Origin of the sequence: Sneathiella aquimaris (assembly GCF_026409565.1) — a bacterium.
Taxonomy (GTDB): domain Bacteria; phylum Pseudomonadota; class Alphaproteobacteria; order Sneathiellales; family Sneathiellaceae; genus Sneathiella; species Sneathiella aquimaris.
On record NZ_CP112881.1, the window covers coordinates 702,949 to 719,019 of the forward strand.

19 protein-coding genes are annotated in these 16,071 nt (G+C 48.7%); 13 read left to right on the forward strand and 6 right to left on the reverse strand.

From position 1 onward, the window contains the following. Positions 1-163 precede the first annotated feature (163 nt). Entirely contained in the window at positions 164-1,618 is a 1,455-nt protein-coding gene (locus OIR97_RS03160; RefSeq protein ID WP_169546225.1) for an undecaprenyl-phosphate glucose phosphotransferase, read from the reverse strand. Between the two features lie 205 nt (positions 1,619-1,823). On the opposite strand from OIR97_RS03160, the gene OIR97_RS03165 reads away from it, so the two are divergent. The 6 genes from OIR97_RS03165 (at position 1,824) to OIR97_RS03190 (ending at position 4,865) form a co-directional block, all read left to right on the forward strand. After that, positions 1,824-2,183: a VanZ family protein gene (locus tag OIR97_RS03165; RefSeq protein WP_169546226.1), complete on the forward strand. Its 360-nt coding sequence runs from the start codon at positions 1,824-1,826 to the stop codon at positions 2,181-2,183. A 103-nt stretch (positions 2,184-2,286) separates the two neighbouring features. Continuing rightward, positions 2,287-2,928: a hypothetical protein gene (locus OIR97_RS03170; protein ID WP_169546227.1), complete on the forward strand. Its 642-nt coding sequence runs from the start codon at positions 2,287-2,289 to the stop codon at positions 2,926-2,928. Positions 2,929-3,049: 121 nt separating this feature from the next. Further along, positions 3,050-3,334 carry a YggT family protein gene (locus tag OIR97_RS03175; protein ID WP_169546228.1) on the forward strand — a complete coding sequence of 95 codons (285 nt, stop codon included), beginning with the start codon at positions 3,050-3,052 and terminating at the stop codon, positions 3,332-3,334. Beyond that, on the forward strand, positions 3,312-3,653 hold the full coding sequence (locus OIR97_RS03180; RefSeq protein ID WP_169546229.1) for a DUF167 family protein: 342 nt from the start codon (positions 3,312-3,314) through the stop codon (positions 3,651-3,653). Before OIR97_RS03175 ends, OIR97_RS03180 begins: the two co-directional genes overlap by 23 nt. 13 nt (positions 3,654-3,666) lie before the next feature. Further along, the gene (gene folD / locus OIR97_RS03185; RefSeq protein WP_169546230.1) at positions 3,667-4,551 is read left to right on the forward strand and encodes a bifunctional methylenetetrahydrofolate dehydrogenase/methenyltetrahydrofolate cyclohydrolase FolD; all 885 of its coding nucleotides are present in this window, start codon (positions 3,667-3,669) and stop codon (positions 4,549-4,551) included. Between the two features lie 11 nt (positions 4,552-4,562). Beyond that, positions 4,563-4,865: a hypothetical protein gene (locus OIR97_RS03190; RefSeq protein WP_169546231.1), complete on the forward strand. Its 303-nt coding sequence runs from the start codon at positions 4,563-4,565 to the stop codon at positions 4,863-4,865. Between the two features lie 61 nt (positions 4,866-4,926). Here the strand turns inward: OIR97_RS03190 and OIR97_RS03195 are convergent, their stop codons facing one another. From OIR97_RS03195 to OIR97_RS03210, 4 genes are all read right to left on the reverse strand, one after another. Continuing rightward, the gene (locus OIR97_RS03195; RefSeq protein ID WP_169546232.1) at positions 4,927-6,135 is read right to left on the reverse strand and encodes an argininosuccinate synthase; all 1,209 of its coding nucleotides are present in this window, start codon (positions 6,133-6,135) and stop codon (positions 4,927-4,929) included. Positions 6,136-6,236: 101 nt separating this feature from the next. Next, the gene (gene rlmN / locus OIR97_RS03200) at positions 6,237-7,388 is read right to left on the reverse strand and encodes a 23S rRNA (adenine(2503)-C(2))-methyltransferase RlmN (RefSeq protein ID WP_169546233.1); all 1,152 of its coding nucleotides are present in this window, start codon (positions 7,386-7,388) and stop codon (positions 6,237-6,239) included. 46 nt (positions 7,389-7,434) lie between these two features. Next, positions 7,435-7,962, reverse strand: a complete 528-nt coding sequence (locus OIR97_RS03205) for an invasion associated locus B family protein (RefSeq protein WP_169546234.1) — start codon at positions 7,960-7,962, stop codon at positions 7,435-7,437. A 112-nt stretch (positions 7,963-8,074) separates the two neighbouring features. Next, positions 8,075-8,611, reverse strand: coding sequence for an RNA methyltransferase (locus OIR97_RS03210; protein ID WP_169546235.1), 537 nt, complete (start codon positions 8,609-8,611; stop codon positions 8,075-8,077). 73 nt (positions 8,612-8,684) lie between these two features. Between OIR97_RS03210 and OIR97_RS03215 the strand changes: the two genes are divergently transcribed. From OIR97_RS03215 to OIR97_RS03245, 7 genes are all read left to right on the forward strand, one after another. Beyond that, positions 8,685-9,710 carry an asparaginase gene (locus OIR97_RS03215; RefSeq protein WP_169546236.1) on the forward strand — a complete coding sequence of 342 codons (1,026 nt, stop codon included), beginning with the start codon at positions 8,685-8,687 and terminating at the stop codon, positions 9,708-9,710. 101 nt (positions 9,711-9,811) lie between these two features. Continuing rightward, a complete protein-coding gene (locus OIR97_RS03220) occupies positions 9,812-10,792 on the forward strand; it encodes an NADPH:quinone oxidoreductase family protein (RefSeq protein WP_169546237.1) in 981 nt (326 codons plus the stop codon). Between the two features lie 5 nt (positions 10,793-10,797). Beyond that, positions 10,798-12,042 (forward strand): class I SAM-dependent methyltransferase, encoded by a 1,245-nt coding sequence (locus OIR97_RS03225; RefSeq protein WP_169546238.1) that lies wholly within the window; start codon positions 10,798-10,800, stop codon positions 12,040-12,042. A 205-nt stretch (positions 12,043-12,247) separates the two neighbouring features. Further along, positions 12,248-12,946 (forward strand): CoA transferase subunit A, encoded by a 699-nt coding sequence (locus tag OIR97_RS03230; protein WP_169546239.1) that lies wholly within the window; start codon positions 12,248-12,250, stop codon positions 12,944-12,946. 14 nt (positions 12,947-12,960) lie between these two features. Beyond that, positions 12,961-13,590, forward strand: a complete 630-nt coding sequence (locus OIR97_RS03235; RefSeq protein WP_169546240.1) for a CoA transferase subunit B — start codon at positions 12,961-12,963, stop codon at positions 13,588-13,590. Positions 13,591-13,769: 179 nt separating this feature from the next. After that, positions 13,770-14,663: a DMT family transporter gene (locus OIR97_RS03240; protein ID WP_169546241.1), complete on the forward strand. Its 894-nt coding sequence runs from the start codon at positions 13,770-13,772 to the stop codon at positions 14,661-14,663. Then, the gene (locus tag OIR97_RS03245; protein WP_169546242.1) at positions 14,660-15,598 is read left to right on the forward strand and encodes a DMT family transporter; all 939 of its coding nucleotides are present in this window, start codon (positions 14,660-14,662) and stop codon (positions 15,596-15,598) included. The genes OIR97_RS03240 and OIR97_RS03245 overlap by 4 nt, the downstream gene beginning before the upstream one ends. Here the strand turns inward: OIR97_RS03245 and OIR97_RS03250 are convergent. Continuing rightward, positions 15,595-15,981, reverse strand: a complete 387-nt coding sequence (locus tag OIR97_RS03250) for a YkvA family protein (protein ID WP_169546243.1) — start codon at positions 15,979-15,981, stop codon at positions 15,595-15,597. The two genes, OIR97_RS03245 and OIR97_RS03250, sit on opposite strands and share 4 nt — an antisense overlap. Between the last annotated feature and the right edge of the window lie 90 nt (positions 15,982-16,071).

Here is a 16,071-nt window from a genome sequence, read left to right on the forward strand (position 1 = left end):
TGTCTGTGAAATCGGGCTGTTAAGGTTAATTTTCTCTTTTTTTCACCGAAAGTTAAAAAATATAATCGCCAAGCGAGTGAAGACGGTGTGAATGGCAACTAAAATTGTCGAAAAAAGAATCAATTTGTTGATAATCTAGTCGATAGACCCGTTTTTCTTATGCTTAATACGCATTTTTATTAATAAACCCAACGAAGGCAGTCATTATCAAGATCTGGACATCAAACAGTAAAGACCAATGCTCACAATAGTAGGTATCGTGTTCTACGCGCGCTTCCATTTTTTCCAGGGTATCGGTTTCACCACGCAACCCGTTTACTTGTGCCCAACCTGTAATACCGGGTTTAACTTTGTGGCGGGTAAAGTAACCATCAATAAGAACCGAATATTCTTCATTGTGATCGATCGCATGAGGGCGGGGGCCTACCAGAGACATTGTGCCAAGAAAGACGTTCAATAATTGGGGTAACTCATCCAGACTGGTTCGCCGGATAAAACGACCCACCTTGGTAATGCGAGGATCATTTTTGGTGGCCTGTTGTGTAACGTCCGGTGTTTGTTCTTCTACATACATAGAGCGAAATTTATAAATTTCGAATATCTGATTGTTGTAGCCGTATCGTTTTTGTTTAAACAACACCGGACCTTTGCTTTCCAGTTTTATGGCAACGGCGATGCAAATAAGGACTGGCATGAAGATTAACAGGAGAAGACTGCTCAAAATTCGGTCTTCAAGCCATTTCAGGACGCTTCCCCAACCAGAGACGGGAGAGTCAATCACTTCAATCATCGGTATATTGCCAAAATGAGCAGGGGACGGTTTGTTGGGAAAACGAAACCCGACCAAATCTGAAACCAGGTGAACATGGCAGGGAAGCTCACGCAATTGTTGTACGATACCTACCTGCCGATCATCCGCATTCCACGGGAGGGCAACAATAACATCATCCACGTCCTGCTGGCGGACGAGTTTTTTCAGATCCTTCATGTTTCCTGAAATAGTATATCCCTCGCCCAGATCACCTGTTCTGGTTTGTCGGTCGTCGAAAACTCCGATAATCCTGTAAAAATTATGCTGGCCTTGACTTAGTTGTTTGATCAACCGTGAAGCCTGTTCACCGGACCCAAAAATAACAACATTGCGGTTAAAGCGACCGTGCTGGACATTCGAAGAAAGAATGAACGCTGCCAAGAGGCGATAGGCAAAGACGAAAGAGAAGGCCATAGCGGTGAAGCTATAAAGCCAGATGCGAGAGTAGCTATCAGAAATCCTGAGCGTAAAAGCTATTGCGAGAAGAAGAAGGAAAACCGTCAAACAAGTCACGCCAAGCTTGGAGGCATTTCTAAAAGGGTTCAAAAGGGCGGCAAAAGAATAAATCCCTGCAAAACGGCCAACAAAAAAATAGGCAAGGCCGATAAACGCAATAGCAAACGAATAGATCTCTCTCATATAAAGAGGATTTCCAACAATCCACTTATACGCGAGGGCGCCTGCGAGGATCAAAAAGAAGATATCCAGAAAACTGAACAATCCACTTAAGACCGGTGCTGAAACAGGATAGCCTGCTACAGGAGCGTCATATTTGTTAGTTGCTGCAAGTTTTTCTGGTCTATTCATTTCTGGCCGTATTCTTCGCTCATTTACACAATCGGTAGATCACGGAGGTCCGCTCATTCGCATCTTGGACAAAAGAATGATGCTTCCCCCTATATGTACCGGTATAAGAAGCCTAACCAAATTATATGCACTAACGGTTAACGATGATAAGAAATGTGTGGCAATGTCACAACAGGTATTCAGGAACGGACTCGGATATACACCTATGAAAATCACTGGCTTCATTTGTTGGTGCGGATTGGCCCTGACGATTATTATTGGATCCTTGATCCCGGTGCAGGCCGTTGAACAGGTTCCTTCCATTTTATCCGACAAAGTTCAGCATTTTATTGGTTATGCGGTGTTATCCATTGCGGCCGTCAGTGCGGGCAGAGCATGGCAACAAAAAGGAATGATGATTTTCCTGTCCTTTCTTATGGGGATCGCCATTGAATTCATACAGCCAATGACCGGCCGGTATTTTGAGACAGGTGATATTATTGCAAACAGTGTCGGCCTGGTGGCTGGTGTCTTAATATTTTTTCTGTCCTCCAGTGCGCTGGACCACTGGGCCCGAAAAGCATAGCCTTGCATGATATTACAATCGTTTAAGTTGATTTAATATTGAATTAAATCCCTCAATCTCCACATCGTGACAATCAATGATGTTAAAGGGAGTGAGAAGGCAGATGAATTCAAAAAAATGGTTGGTTTTATCGGGCAGTGCCGTTCTGGGCATTTCTATGTTGATCGCCGGTGCGTTTTACGCAAACGAAGTGGTGACCCAAGAGCTACAGGAGAGCGTGGCTAAAACGGGCGGCGGGGCCTCGGGTAGTGCCGTTTCAATCCGCGAGACCTCATTGAATATTGCGAAGGGGGTCGGGATAATTGAGGGGTTTGTTTTGCAAACCTCGGCCAACACGCCCCTTTTTGAAGTCGAAAAAGTGACATTTCAATATGATCCGCTCAGTGTTTTGTCCGGCCCACTGATTATCAAGTCATTGGATATAGGCCCCTACAAAATGTTTGTTGAGAGCAATGGAAAGAAACTCAGCACATCAGCATTGGTTTCAACAGCCGTTGCCTATGTGGCATCTGCTGGGAAAATGCCAAGCGGGCGCAAGTTGATTGTCAATAAGGTTTCGATTGCCAAAGGCAGTACAACGCTTCAAATGACATTGTTTGGTAAAAGGACACTGCGTCGCGGAACCGTTCCTGAAATACGGATGGCTGCGCTGGGAAATAAGACCAATCCCCTTTCCGCAGCGGACTTCGCTGGAATCCTGATAAAAGAAGTATCCAAGCGAGTGGTAAAAAATACTGTAAAATAGGATTTAATCCGTCCAGATTACCCTACGGTCAATATTTTGAGGCAATATGGTGAGACTTGTCTTGCTCTCCCCTGCAGGGACGACTAAATGTAGGGGAGTTCTTATCAAGCAAGGTAGAAATATGGCTTCAGTCGTCACTCTCGTAAGCACGATTATACAGATATTTATCTGGCTCCTTATCGCCAATGCGATTTTAAGCTGGCTTGTTGCATTCAACGTTGTAAATGCCCGCAATCAGTTTGTCGCAACTGTCGGCGAATTCCTCTATAAAATAACAGAGCCTGTTTTGCGCCCCATCCGCAGGGTAATTCCAGCGTTCGGCGGTATTGATATTTCTACGATTGTGCTGATTTTGCTGCTCTTTTTTCTGCAGAATCTGATGTATGAGTTTTTTGTCTACGGTTGATGAAAAAGCATGGTTCCGTCATGCCGATGGGCTGAATTTGCGCGTCCGGTTAACCCCGAGCGCTTCCGCCAATCGAATGCAGGGGGTCGAAAAGTCCGGAGATGGACTGACGCGAGCAAAAGTAGCTGTGACAGTTGTTCCTGAAAAAGGAAAGGCTAACAAAGCTCTCATTAAAATCTTGAGTAAACATCTGGGCGTAGCACAGCGTGACATCGACTTGGTGTCCGGGGCAACTGACAGAAACAAAACACTTCTTCTTAAAGGCGATGCGGACAGCCTGGAGAAGACATTGAAGCGATTGTTCGCACCCGTTCAATGAAAGAAACAGGACTATGACGGCCGAAATCATTGATGGCAAATTATTTGCCGAAAAAGTACGGGCGAAGGTCGCTCGACAAACCGAATATCTGAAAGCGAATGCGGGATTGACGCCTGGTCTGGCGGTCGTTCTTGTGGGCGAAGATCCGGCAAGTCATGTCTACGTTCGCAACAAAAACAAAGCGACGATTGAAGCCGGCATGAAATCTGAAGAAATTCGGCTACCGGACACGACTTCTCAGGATGAGGTTCTGACTGTGGTCAATCGTCTGAATGATGACCCTGCCATTCACGGTATTCTGGTGCAATTACCTTTACCGGATCAAGTGGACGAAACAGCTGTTCTGGACGCCATAGATCCCGAAAAAGACGTGGATGGATTTCATGTGATCAATACAGGGCGTCAGGCCGTCGGATTGCCGGCTATGGTTCCCTGTACGCCGCTTGGCTGCATCATGATGTTGAAAGATCGATTGGGTGACCTCTCGGGGCTAAATGCCGTTGTTGTGGGCCGCTCTAATATCGTCGGCAAGCCTATGGCCAGTTTATTGCTGGCAGAAAACTGTACGGTTACAATTGCCCATTCGCGAACCCGAAACCTGGAAGAGGTCTGCCGAGGCGCAGATATCCTGGTTGCCGCCGTGGGGCGTCCGAAAATGATCCAAGGCAATTGGGTTAAGCCCGGTGCCACAGTCATCGATGTTGGTATTAATAGAATCGCAAAAGACGATGGTAAAACCCGACTTGTGGGGGATGTGGATTTTGATGCCGCGAAAGAAGTGGCTGGCGCGATTACACCAGTCCCCGGTGGGGTTGGTCCCATGACGATCGCCTGCTTATTGGCAAATACGATTACGGCTGCCTGCCGGATCGCAAATGTCGATGTCCCTGAAGTGTAAAGGGGATACAGGTGCGCTTTAGTCCTGAATTAATCGCCCAATTTTCCAAATCAGTTGGATTGGGAGCATTGACCGGGATTGTTTTGGCAATTGTCTTTATTGCAATGCCGGGGGCGGCGATCCTTTTTGTTGTGGGTGTCTTTAACCTGTCCTGGGATTTAAGCTGGTTTCCTGACGCCATCACCGTTTTAGTGTTCGGCGCGCTTGCAGGCGGTTGCTTTGCAGGCATTCTTTTTATCAAGGACCGCTACATTCCATATGTGGAAGAAGTGCAGGATTTCGAAGAGGACCCGGATGATCCTTTTGGACGCTAAAGCAAGATATAAAAAAGGCGGCTGAAATATCAGCCGCCTTTATTTTTAATCGCTGGCAGGATCAGCCTTTTTGCCGATGGAGCAAACGCAGGCGCAAGGCATTCAGTTTAATAAAGCCTTCTGCATCCCGCTGATCATAAACGGTGTCTTCTTCAAACGTGACATGTTCCATGGAGTAAAGAGAGTATTTACTCTTTCTTCCAACAACACTGACGCGCCCTTTAAAGAGTTTAAGGCGAACCACACCACTTACTTTTTCCTGGCTCTTATCGATCAAAGCCTGAAGCATTTCCCGCTCTGGAGAGAACCAAAGCCCATTATAGATCAATTCGGCATAGCGCGGCATGATGTCATCTTTCAGATGCATGGCGCCGCGGTCCAGTGTGATTTGTTCGATACCGCGATGGGCTTCGAGCATAATGGTCCCGCCGGGCGTTTCATAGATACCGCGAGATTTCATGCCAACAAACCGGCCCTCAACAAGGTCAAGGCGTCCAATGCCGTTGTCACCCGCAAGTTTATTCAAGGCTGTCAGCAAAGTCGCCGGGCTAAGGCGCTTTCCGTCCAGGCCAACCGGATCGCCTTTTTCATATTCAATTTCGATATAAGTCGGCGTGTCTGGCGCGTCTTCAGGAGCAACTGTCCGAGTGTAGACATATTCAGCGGCTTCTTCCCATGGATCTTCCAGTGCTTTTCCTTCAGCAGAAATATGCAGCAGGTTGGCATCAACCGAGAAAGGAGCTTCGCCGCGTTTGTCTTTTGGAATAGGGATCTGGTTCTTTTCAGCAAAGTCAATCAGCTTGGTTCTGGAATTCAAGTCCCATTCACGCCAAGGAGAAATTACTTTGATATCCGGGTTCAGGGCATAATATCCCAATTCGAAGCGAACCTGATCATTGCCTTTTCCTGTGGCGCCATGCGCAACGGCATCCGCACCAACTTCCCGGGCAATTTCGATCTGGCGTTTTGAAATCAGGGGGCGGGCGATTGACGTGCCGAGCAGATACTGACCTTCATAGACAGCGTTGGCACGGAACATAGGAAAAACGAAGTCACGGACAAATTCTTCTCGAAGATCATCGATAAAGATGTCTTTGATACCAAGAAGCTCGGCTTTCTGGCGGGCAGGTTCAAGTTCTTCACCCTGCCCCAGATCGGCAGTAAAAGTAACAACTTCACAGTTATAAGTTGTCTGTAACCATTTCAGGATTACAGAGGTGTCCAGGCCTCCAGAATAGGCCAATACGACTTTCTTGATGTCTTGTGACATGACGCGTACCTTCGGTGGAAATCTATTTTGATAATTATCAGAAGCGCGCAAAATAGGCGAAAAATCCCCCTCTCGCAAGGGAAAGAGGAGAGGGGTGTTTTTTACGCGTTTGCTGTGCGTCTTGCAGAGGCGCGTTCCTTGGTGCTTGCGGATTTAAGCTGACCGCAGGCAGCCATGATGTCCTGACCCCGCGAGACGCGAACAGGGGAAGAATAGCCGGCATCATTTACGATTTTTGCAAAGCGGTGAATAGCATTGTTGCTGGAACAGATATAGTTACTACCCGGCCATGGATTGAACGGGATCAGGTTTACCTTTGCCGGTATCCCCTTCAGCAGGCGAACAAGTTCACGCGCATCCGCCGGGCTGTCATTAATGCCGTTCAACATCACATATTCAAAAGTGATCCTGCGGGCGTTGTTGCTGGCGGGATAGTCGCGGCAGGCCTGAAGCAGTTCCTTGATCGGGTAGCGTTTGTTGATCGGAACAAGAATATCGCGAACATCGTCGGTTACCGCGTGCAGCGATATCGCTAAATTCACGCCCAGTTCTTCGCCGCACTGATGTATCTTAGGGACGACGCCGGATGTCGAAAGCGTGATGCGGCGCTTGGATAAGGATATCCCTTCGCCGTCCATGACAATATTCAGAGCCTTGGCCACATTTTCATAGTTCAGTAGCGGCTCACCCATGCCCATCATGACAATATTGGAAATCATCCGGTTGCCCTTCGGGCTGGGCCATTCCCCCAATGTGTCGCGGGCAATCATCATCTGCGACACGATTTCACCGGCCGTCAAATTACGGACAAGCTTCATGGTTCCCGTGTGGCAAAAACTACAGGTCAGGGTACATCCAACCTGACTGGACACACATAATGCACCGCGATCCTCTTCAGGGATATGAACTGATTCGACTTCCTGACCGTCTGGAAACTTGACCAGCCACTTGCGTGTGCCGTCGACAGATTCCTGTAAATTGGTAATTTCAGGGCGATCTACAGTGAAATGCTCCGGCAGTTTCGCCCGCAATTCTTTCGAGATGGATGTCATGTCATCGAAGTTGTCTGCACCCCGATAATAGAGCCAGTGAAACAACTGTCGAGCCCGCATTTTGGCGGCTTTCTCGGCTTCTCCAGCTTCAACGAGGGCAGCCGCAATTTCCTTGCGGGTCATGCCGACCAGGTTTTTACGGATGGCAAGAAGCTCGGGCTGTCGGTCAACAGCCTCTACATCCGGAATCAAATGTTCCATAGCTCTACAATACTTCTAAAAAATAGGGGCGAATGCTCAGCCCACTTTAACTGCAGCTTTTTCTAATCTGCTTATGCGCAGCTGTAAAGCCCTGCAGTGAATAACTGTCTGTGGTCTGTGTCCCGCGGGAGGAACGACCTTTTACAATAACCTTGGCCCCTCTTCGCATGGCGGAGATCAGTTTGGCGTCGCTTTCGCCTTCAGGGACCCATGCGACATCGGCATCAGTCGCCAGTTTGAATTTACGGTTTCCAATGGTTAGTTCTACAGTGGAACGGTTTTTGTAGGTGTATCCGGTGACGTGGCTGACTTCTTCTTTGGAGCGGGATTTGGGTCGGTAGGTGACCATCAGGTAAATATCCCCACGCTTAACATTTTGCGGCAACGATTTGTTAGGCCGGGAAAGCATGTAACACACCTTTTTCCCACCTTCGAGCCATGTGTATGCCTGCCAATCTTTAAAAGTACCAAGGGCCCTTGGGTCTGTACTTTGTGCCTGTGCACTCAGCGTTGTCAAGGAAATGACCAAGAATGCGGCCAGCGGAGACAGTATATGCAAATTTAGTTTAATCATGACGTCAGGATAAGGCCCTTTATCAGTTTTTTCCAGCAATGTTGCAAAACGGTTTTATCCGCTTGCTCTGTTCCCTTTGAATGATCGTCCCATAAGGGACATTTCATTCCTTCTAGGTGTCGATCGTCCTTTGGATCGGTCTGCCCTGTACATGGTCCGGCAATTCAATTGCCTTTCCGAGTTCGCCTGTCGGGCGTTGTGCAAATCGCCCATGCGTGACAATCCTGTCATACATAACGATGGCGCCGGCAGTTGCAACATTCAAACAGAATTTTGTCGGAATTTTGATGAAATAGTCACATTTTTCCTGCATGGCCGGTGAAAGAGATCCTCTTTCTCGTCCCAAGATATAGGCTGCGTTGATAGGGTGAAAAAAGCTGGGTAATTCTTCTGCATCGTCTAATAATTCCACACCGACAATCTTACAAAGGCGCGGTAACTTCATATCTTCGATGGTATCAAAGTCATACCAGGGAATGCTTTTCGGAGCGACACTTGTGTCGGACTTGGCTTTGCGAACAGAATATTCGGCACCAACTGTAAAAACAAAACTGCCGCCAAACGCATTGGCTGTTCGAAACAGGTTTCCTGCGTTCATTGGTTTGCTGACACCTTCAATGCCAATGCCAAAATAGCCTCTTGCGCTCATGATTTTCTTCACTCCAACCCCAAAAGTGGATACTGTGCTGCTCTTGGTATTACGTCTATTCAGGATTATCCAGATGAAAAAGCACACTGCAACAGTTTCTACCCGTTCTCCAATTGTGGTCAACGTTTATCGGGGTCCAATGGTTGAGTGTCAGCATAGGGTAAATGCTGTTGTATCCGATGCTTCAGGAAACATCTTGAAACAGTGGGGTGATATTGAGAAACCCGTCTATTTACGATCAGCGATAAAATTACTGCAGGCTTTGCCATTAATTGAAACGGGGGCGGCGGATGCATTCGCTCTCTCCGACAAGGAATTGTCTTTATCTTGTGCGTCCCATACTGGTGAACCAGTTCATGTTGCTGCGGTGACCGCCTGGTTGGAAAGAATGGGCCTGACCTTGGACGCGCTGGAATGCGGTGCGCACTGGCCAACATTTCCGGCTGCGGCGTATGCTCTTGCTGCAGACGGAAAAAAACCCACGGCGGCCCATAATAACTGTTCCGGGAAACATGCGGGTTTTCTGGCAACGGCGCTTCACCTGGGGGAAGACTTGAAGGGATATATCCATCTGGACCATCCTGTGCAAAAACGCCTTGTAAAAATTCTGGAAGATTTTACCGATCTGGATTTGACGGAGGCTCCGGTCGGTATTGACGGGTGTTCCATTCCAACGCTTGGAATTCCATTGTCCGGAGCTGCTCTTGCTATCGCCCGCTTTGCCAATCCAGAAAGCCTGTCGGATGAGCGCGCGGCAGCTTGTCGCCGATTGCAGAATGCAATCGCAACGGAACCGGAAATGATCGCCGGTTCAGACCGCCTTTGTACGGCTCTTAATCGATCAGCCAAAGGGGCGGTCGTTGCAAAGACAGGGGCAGAAGGTGTGTATTTGGCAGCCCTCCCCAATCTTGGGTTGGGTGTTGCCGTGAAAAATATAGACGGTACAACACGGGGTGCTGAAGTTGCGCTTGGCCAGATTTTGCAGGATCTGGGCGTTATGACTGAGGAAATGCACCGGGAGATTGACGCTTTTGTTCAGCCCGTCCAGAAAAACTGGAACAATATAACTGTGGGTCATATGAACGTTCAGGCCGACTGACAAAAAGGTTCGAATTGACCTTGATATCAGTTAACGGTTAATTTGTTTGCAGCGCAATAAACCCCCGACTTCTTTGTCGGCATAAAAAAAATGGGAAAACGATGAAAGCACTTGTTTGTAAAGAATTTGGCGAACCAGACATATTGGTGATGGAGGATATCGCTGAACCGACAGTTTCAGCCGGAACGGTAAAAATTCAGATTCATTCTGTTGGATTGAATTTCCCTGATACGCTTATGATTGCAGGTAAATATCAGTTCAAGCCCGCTTTTCCGTTCTCTCCGGGGATGGAATCTTCCGGTGTCGTAACGGAGGTCGGTGAAGGCGTGACCAGCATCAAAGTCGGTGATCGCGTGATGGCTAATCATGGCTTTGGCGGTTTCGCAGAATATGTTGTTGCCCCTGAAGACGGTACATATGTCATTCCAGACAGTATGCCATTTGATCAGGCCGCAGGCTTTCCTGTTACTTATGGCACAACCTATCACGGACTGGTGGACCGGGCGCAGATTAAGCCGGGTGAGGTTTTGCTTGTTCATGGCGCCGCTGGCGGTGTTGGCTTGAACGCAGTCGAACTGGGCAAGGCACTGGGTGCCACGGTGATCGGAACCGTTGGTTCTGACGAAAAAATGGATATCGTCCGTCAATATGGTGCGGATCATGTCATTAATTATTCAACAGAAAGCATCAAGGATCGTGTCAAGGAATTGACAGACGGCAAAGGTGCTGACGTAATTTATGATCCTGTTGGCGGTGATGCGTTTGATCAGTCCATGCGCTGCATTAACTGGGAAGGTCGCCTTTTGGTGATTGGATTTGCGTCCGGTCGGATTGCTGAGCTGAAAACAAATCTGGCATTGCTGAAGGGATGTTCTGTGATGGGTGTCTTCTGGGGCGAGTTTGCGCGCCGGACACCAGAGAAAAACAGGGCCAATTTCAATGCAATGCTGAAAATGGTGGAAGAAGGCAAAATCAAGCCGCACGTTTCCACGCATTTCCCGTTGGAGCAAGGCGCGGACGCCATGAAAGCTTTGTTGTCACGCAAGACAACGGGTAAAGTGATTATTACAGTAAAGGACTGAGTACCGTGAGCAAGGGGAGGACACGCAGGGATAAGGCTGTAAAGCAGCAGTACGAACAATTGCCCTATCCTCCCCGCGATCCCGAAGAGGAACGCACACGACTGATCACAGGTAGCCCCAGCCAACTTGTGGAAGTGAATCATTACCTGTTTAATGGGGCACGGGATTTTTCCAAACCCTTTCGGGCTCTTGTTGCTGGTGGCGGAACCGGAGACGCCGTGATCATGCTGGCACAACAGCTCGCTGATTATGGCCCGCACGGCACTGTAACCTATATTGATTTGTCATCGGCGAGCCGGGCGGTGGTGGAAAAACGGGCCGAAGTTCGTGGCCTTGATAATATCGAATATCACACAGCCTCACTTCTTGATTTGCCTGAAATGGGCCTAGAGCCGTTTGACTATATTGACTGTTGCGGGGTTCTGCATCATTTGGAACATCCGGAGGAGGGACTTGCGGCCCTGACTTCTGTTCTGAAAGAAGGCGGCGGCATGGGCCTGATGCTGTATGCGACTTTGGGACGGACCGGTGTGTATCATGTTCAGCGGGCTCTGAAGGCCCTTGTTGGCGATCAAGACCTTACGGAGCAGCTTTCGATCGGTAAAAAACTGGTCGCGGGCTTACCGAAAACCAATTGGTTGGTACGCAATCCGTTCGTGGGCGATCATAAGATGGGCGCGGATGCCGCTTTTTTTGATCTTTTGCTGCATCCGCGGGATCGAAGCTATCTGGTGCCGGAAATTGAAGAATTTCTGACTTCGGCTGATCTGGAACCCGTCGCGTTCATCGAGCCGTTGAAATATGATCCGGCAAACTTTATCAAAGACAAAGATGTTCTGAAACGGATCAAAACCTTAACAACAATGCAAAAGGCTGCGCTCGCAGAAAATCTGAGCGGGAGCCTAAAAACCCATATTTTCTATGTTAAGAAACGATCGGCAGGGGCTTCAACCATTGCAACCATAGCGCCATCGATGGTTCCTGTTCTGGCAGATCGGGTGCCCCCTAAAGTGTTTGCCCAGACGTTAAAAAGCAAGAAAGAGTTCGCTATCAGTTTTGATGGGGAAGAAGTTTTATTGCCTGTTCCGTTAAAAGCAGATCAAATCGTGGCAATGATCGATGGGGAAAAGACACTGGCCCAAATTCAGCAAGAAATGTCCCTGCCGTGGGATCAGTTTCGCTCGGTTTTTGCGCCTTGTTTCAAGTTTTTAAGTTCATTGAATATTCTTTGGTTACGCCAAGGGTCTTGAAATTCCTCGAAATTTTTGTGCAGTTGCGAAAAAAATGATTTTTCCGTTGCTGCCGGGCCGTTTTTGAGTTTTCAGGCCCAGACATTCTGTCTATGATCAGCCCGGAATTCAAGGTCTGCCAGAATAACGAATGGTAGGTTAAACGACCTTGCCGGTTTTTTTAACTGGTACCTCTTTTATACAGGGAAAGGGTAGGGTGCATTTAATGGCACAGAAACAATATGCAGATGCAGGTTCGGCGCTGGAAGGATTGCTGTTTGATGGGATGACCATTGCAGCGGGCGGTTTTGGACTTTGTGGTATTCCAGAAAACCTGATCGCGGCCATCCGTGATGCAGGCGTCAAAAATCTGACCATCTATTCGAATAATGCCGGTGTCGACGATTTTGGTCTCGGTGTCCTGTTACAGACCAAACAGGTGAAAAAAATGGTCTCTTCTTACGTTGGTGAAAACGCAGAATTTATGCGTCAGTATCTTTCTGGTGAATTGGAGCTTGAGTTTAATCCCCAAGGAACGCTTGCAGAAAGAATGCGCGCTGGTGGCGCTGGTATTCCGGGTTTCTATACGAAAACGGGCGTCGGCACACAGGTTGCTGAAGGCAAGGAACTGAAAGAATTTGACGGTGTTACCTATGTTCTGGAACGGGGTATTGTTGCCGACCTTGCGATCGTAAAAGCCTGGAAAGGGGACGAGCAGGGTAATCTTGTATACCGCAAAACAGCGCGGAACTTTAACCCTCTTGCGGCGACCTGCGGGAAAGTCACGGTTGCTGAAGTAGAAGAGCTGCTGCCGGTCGGTTCATTGGATCCGGATAACATTCATACGCCAAGTGTTTACGTTCAGCGGTTGCTGAAAGGGGAACATGAAAAACGGATTGAACAACGCACCACACGGGTTGCCTGAGAGGAGAACGAATAATGCCTTGGGATCGTAATCAAATGGCTGAGCGGGCCGCTCAGGAACTCGAAGATGGCACCTATGTTAATTTGGGGATCGGTATTCCGACCCTCGTCTCAAACTATATTCCGGAAGGTGTGGATGTCACCCTTCAGTCAGAAAATGGCATGCTTGGCATGGGCCCTTTTCCGACGGAGGATGAAATTGACGCTGACTTGATCAATGCGGGCAAGCAAACCATTACAGAAATGGACCGTACGAGTTACTTCAACTCCGCCGATAGCTTTGCCATGATCCGCGGTGGCCATATTGCCTTGTCTATTCTGGGCGCCATGGAAGTCTCTGAAACAGGTGATCTGGCAAACTGGATGATACCGGGCAAACTGGTAAAAGGTATGGGCGGCGCGATGGATCTGGTCGCCGGTGTCCAGCGGGTTGTAATTATCATGGATCACGCGAACAAAGCGGGTGAATCCAAATTGTTGAAATCCTGCACATTGCCTCTTACCGGGCAGGCTGTTGTTGACCGGATTATCACTGGACTGGGTGTTTTCGATGTCGTCGAGGGCGGTCTGAAAGTGGTTGAACTTGCACCGGATGTCACGATGGACGAGGTTCGGGAAAAAACCGAAGCCACACTGGTTGCATAACTCTATTACGAAACTGCAAAAAGGGTCGCTTTTGCGGCCCTTTTTTATGGGTGCAGGGCAGGGTTGCAAAGTTTGCACTTTAAGTTGGTACGCATGCGAACTATTATGGGAAAATGTTTTCGTTCCCCCTTCTGAGGCCCTTTCGCGAGGCGCCGGCAGCCATACAGGCTGCTTTTTTAATGATTATCGGTTGTGTGTTCCTTTCCATCTTGGGGGGATTGATCAAATCACTTTCAACAAGTGGTATGCCGGTTTTTGAGATTGTTTTCCTTAGAAATATGGCGGGCCTGATTGCGCTTGCACCGTGGTTCCTGAAATATGGCGTTTCCGGATTGAAGACCGGCAGACCCGGATTGTTCCTGGTGCGCGGCATTTTCGGGTTTGTCTCCATGGTTGCCTGGTTCTACGCCGTAACGGTTATTCCGCTTGCAGAAGCGGTCGCGCTTAATTTTACCGCGCCGATCTTTGGCACGCTGCTTGCGATCGTCGTCCTTCAAGAAGTTGTTCGGTTTCGCCGCTGGATGGCTATTCTGGTTGGTTTTGTCGGTGCAATGATCATTCTTCGGCCGGGTGTGATTGATATGAGCACCGGCGCCTATGCAGCCCTGTTGGCCGCCGCGACGATGGCTTGTTCTGTCACCTGTGTGAAAATGCTTTCCGGGACTGAAAGTACGCCGTCTATTGTTGCCTGGACACAGATCATCATTTTGCCGATGTCTTTTATCCCGGCAATGCTTGTCTGGGTAACACCAAGCTGGGATCAGTTGATGCTGGTGGCGGGCATGGGCCTGAGTGCGACACTGGGGCATCTGTTTTTTACCCGCTCATTTGCCGTAGCAGACGCAACCTATGTTCTGCCATTTGATTTCTTCCGCCTGGTTTTCTCAGCCATTATCGGAGCTTTGTTTTTTGCGCAGGATCCAAGTATCTATGTTTGGGTCGGTGCCTCGATTATTTTTGCATCGTCGGTTTATATTGCCATGCGTGAAGCACGGTTAAGCGGGGCGACTGGAAACCCGAAAAGTGTTCAGAACGCGAAGGATGCGGCTAGTAAAGTCGGGGAGAGCCAATGAATTTTGCAGCGTCCCAGCGACTGAGGTGGTTGGGGATATGGGAGACCATCCCCGCAAATGCCCAAGGGGCCTTGTGGATGCTGCTTGGCGGGTTTTGTTTTTCCATCATGAGCCTGGTCATTAAGTATCTCGGTCAAGAGCTGGACAGCTTTCAACTTGGCTTCATCCGCGCTGTCTTCGGGGTGATCGTCGTACTGCCTTTTGTTTTTAAAAGAGGGATAGGCTCTCTTCGTACAAAGGTTTTCAAACTTCATTTCTTTCGCGCTGTCGTTGGTATTTCCGGGATGCTGAGCATCTTTTATGCGGTGACGCATTTACCCCTGGCGGATGCTGTGGCATTGACCTTCACCAGACCGCTCTTTCTTATTTTGCTGGCTGTTCTTTTTCTGGGTGAGATCATTCGCTGGCGTCGCTGGTTGGCGACAGGGGTTGGGTTTTTAGGCGTTCTTGTCATGGTGCAGGCGGACGGTGAGTTCAGTCATGCGTCCTTTGTCGCCCTGTTCGGCGCTTTTATGGTGGCCCTTGTGTCGGTTTTTCTTAAAAAACTGAGCCGCACTGAAGATCCAATTACAATGATGTTTTACTTCGGGGTAATCGGGGCCAGTATTGCATTTGTTCCCGCACTGTTTGTTTGGCAAACGCCAACCTGGCAACAACTGGCCATACTGGGTGGCGGTGCGTTGTTTGGTTCCGGGGCAAATTATTGTGCAATCCGGGCGTTTAGTGTGGCCGAAGCGACCGCCGTGGCCCCCTTTGATTACATGCGGCTGGTATTTTCTGGTCTCTTTGGCTTTCTGGTTTTCAGTGAAATCCCGACTTTATGGATGCTCACTGGTGCGAGCATCATTGTTGCCTCAAGCCTGTATATCGTCCGCCGTGAAGCGGGCCTGAAGAAAGCTCAAAAGCAGCCGTTAGAACAATCGGTTGAGCCCTAGTCTTCGGCAGGTTCCGGGCGGGGTTGTTTTTCCAAAAAGGCCAACGCTTTTTCCCGATGGTCAGGCGCAATGTGACTCTTTACCGTTTTCATCGCGGCAAGCAGAACACTGGCATCATCCGTGTAACCCAAGGCCGCAATAAAATCAGGGATAACGTCTGCTGGCATAATGAAGTAGGCAAGGGCGCCAAATAAAACGGCTTTTACAAATGCGGGACTTTTGCTGTCCATGGCACAATAGAAGGAGGCCGTCACATCTTCGGCAAACGGGATCTTTCCTAGATTGCTGCGCAGCTTCTGAGCAAACTCCCGCATGACGAGGCGTTTGTCACTCTGCATTTTATCCGCATCAAACGCGGAGATATCATCATCAGGCTTTTGCATGCTCCTGTATATGATGCTCGTGCCCTGATTTGCAACAGAGGGTTCTTTCCTTTTTGCCAAGAGACGTGTATTCAAGAGGCATATTTTTGA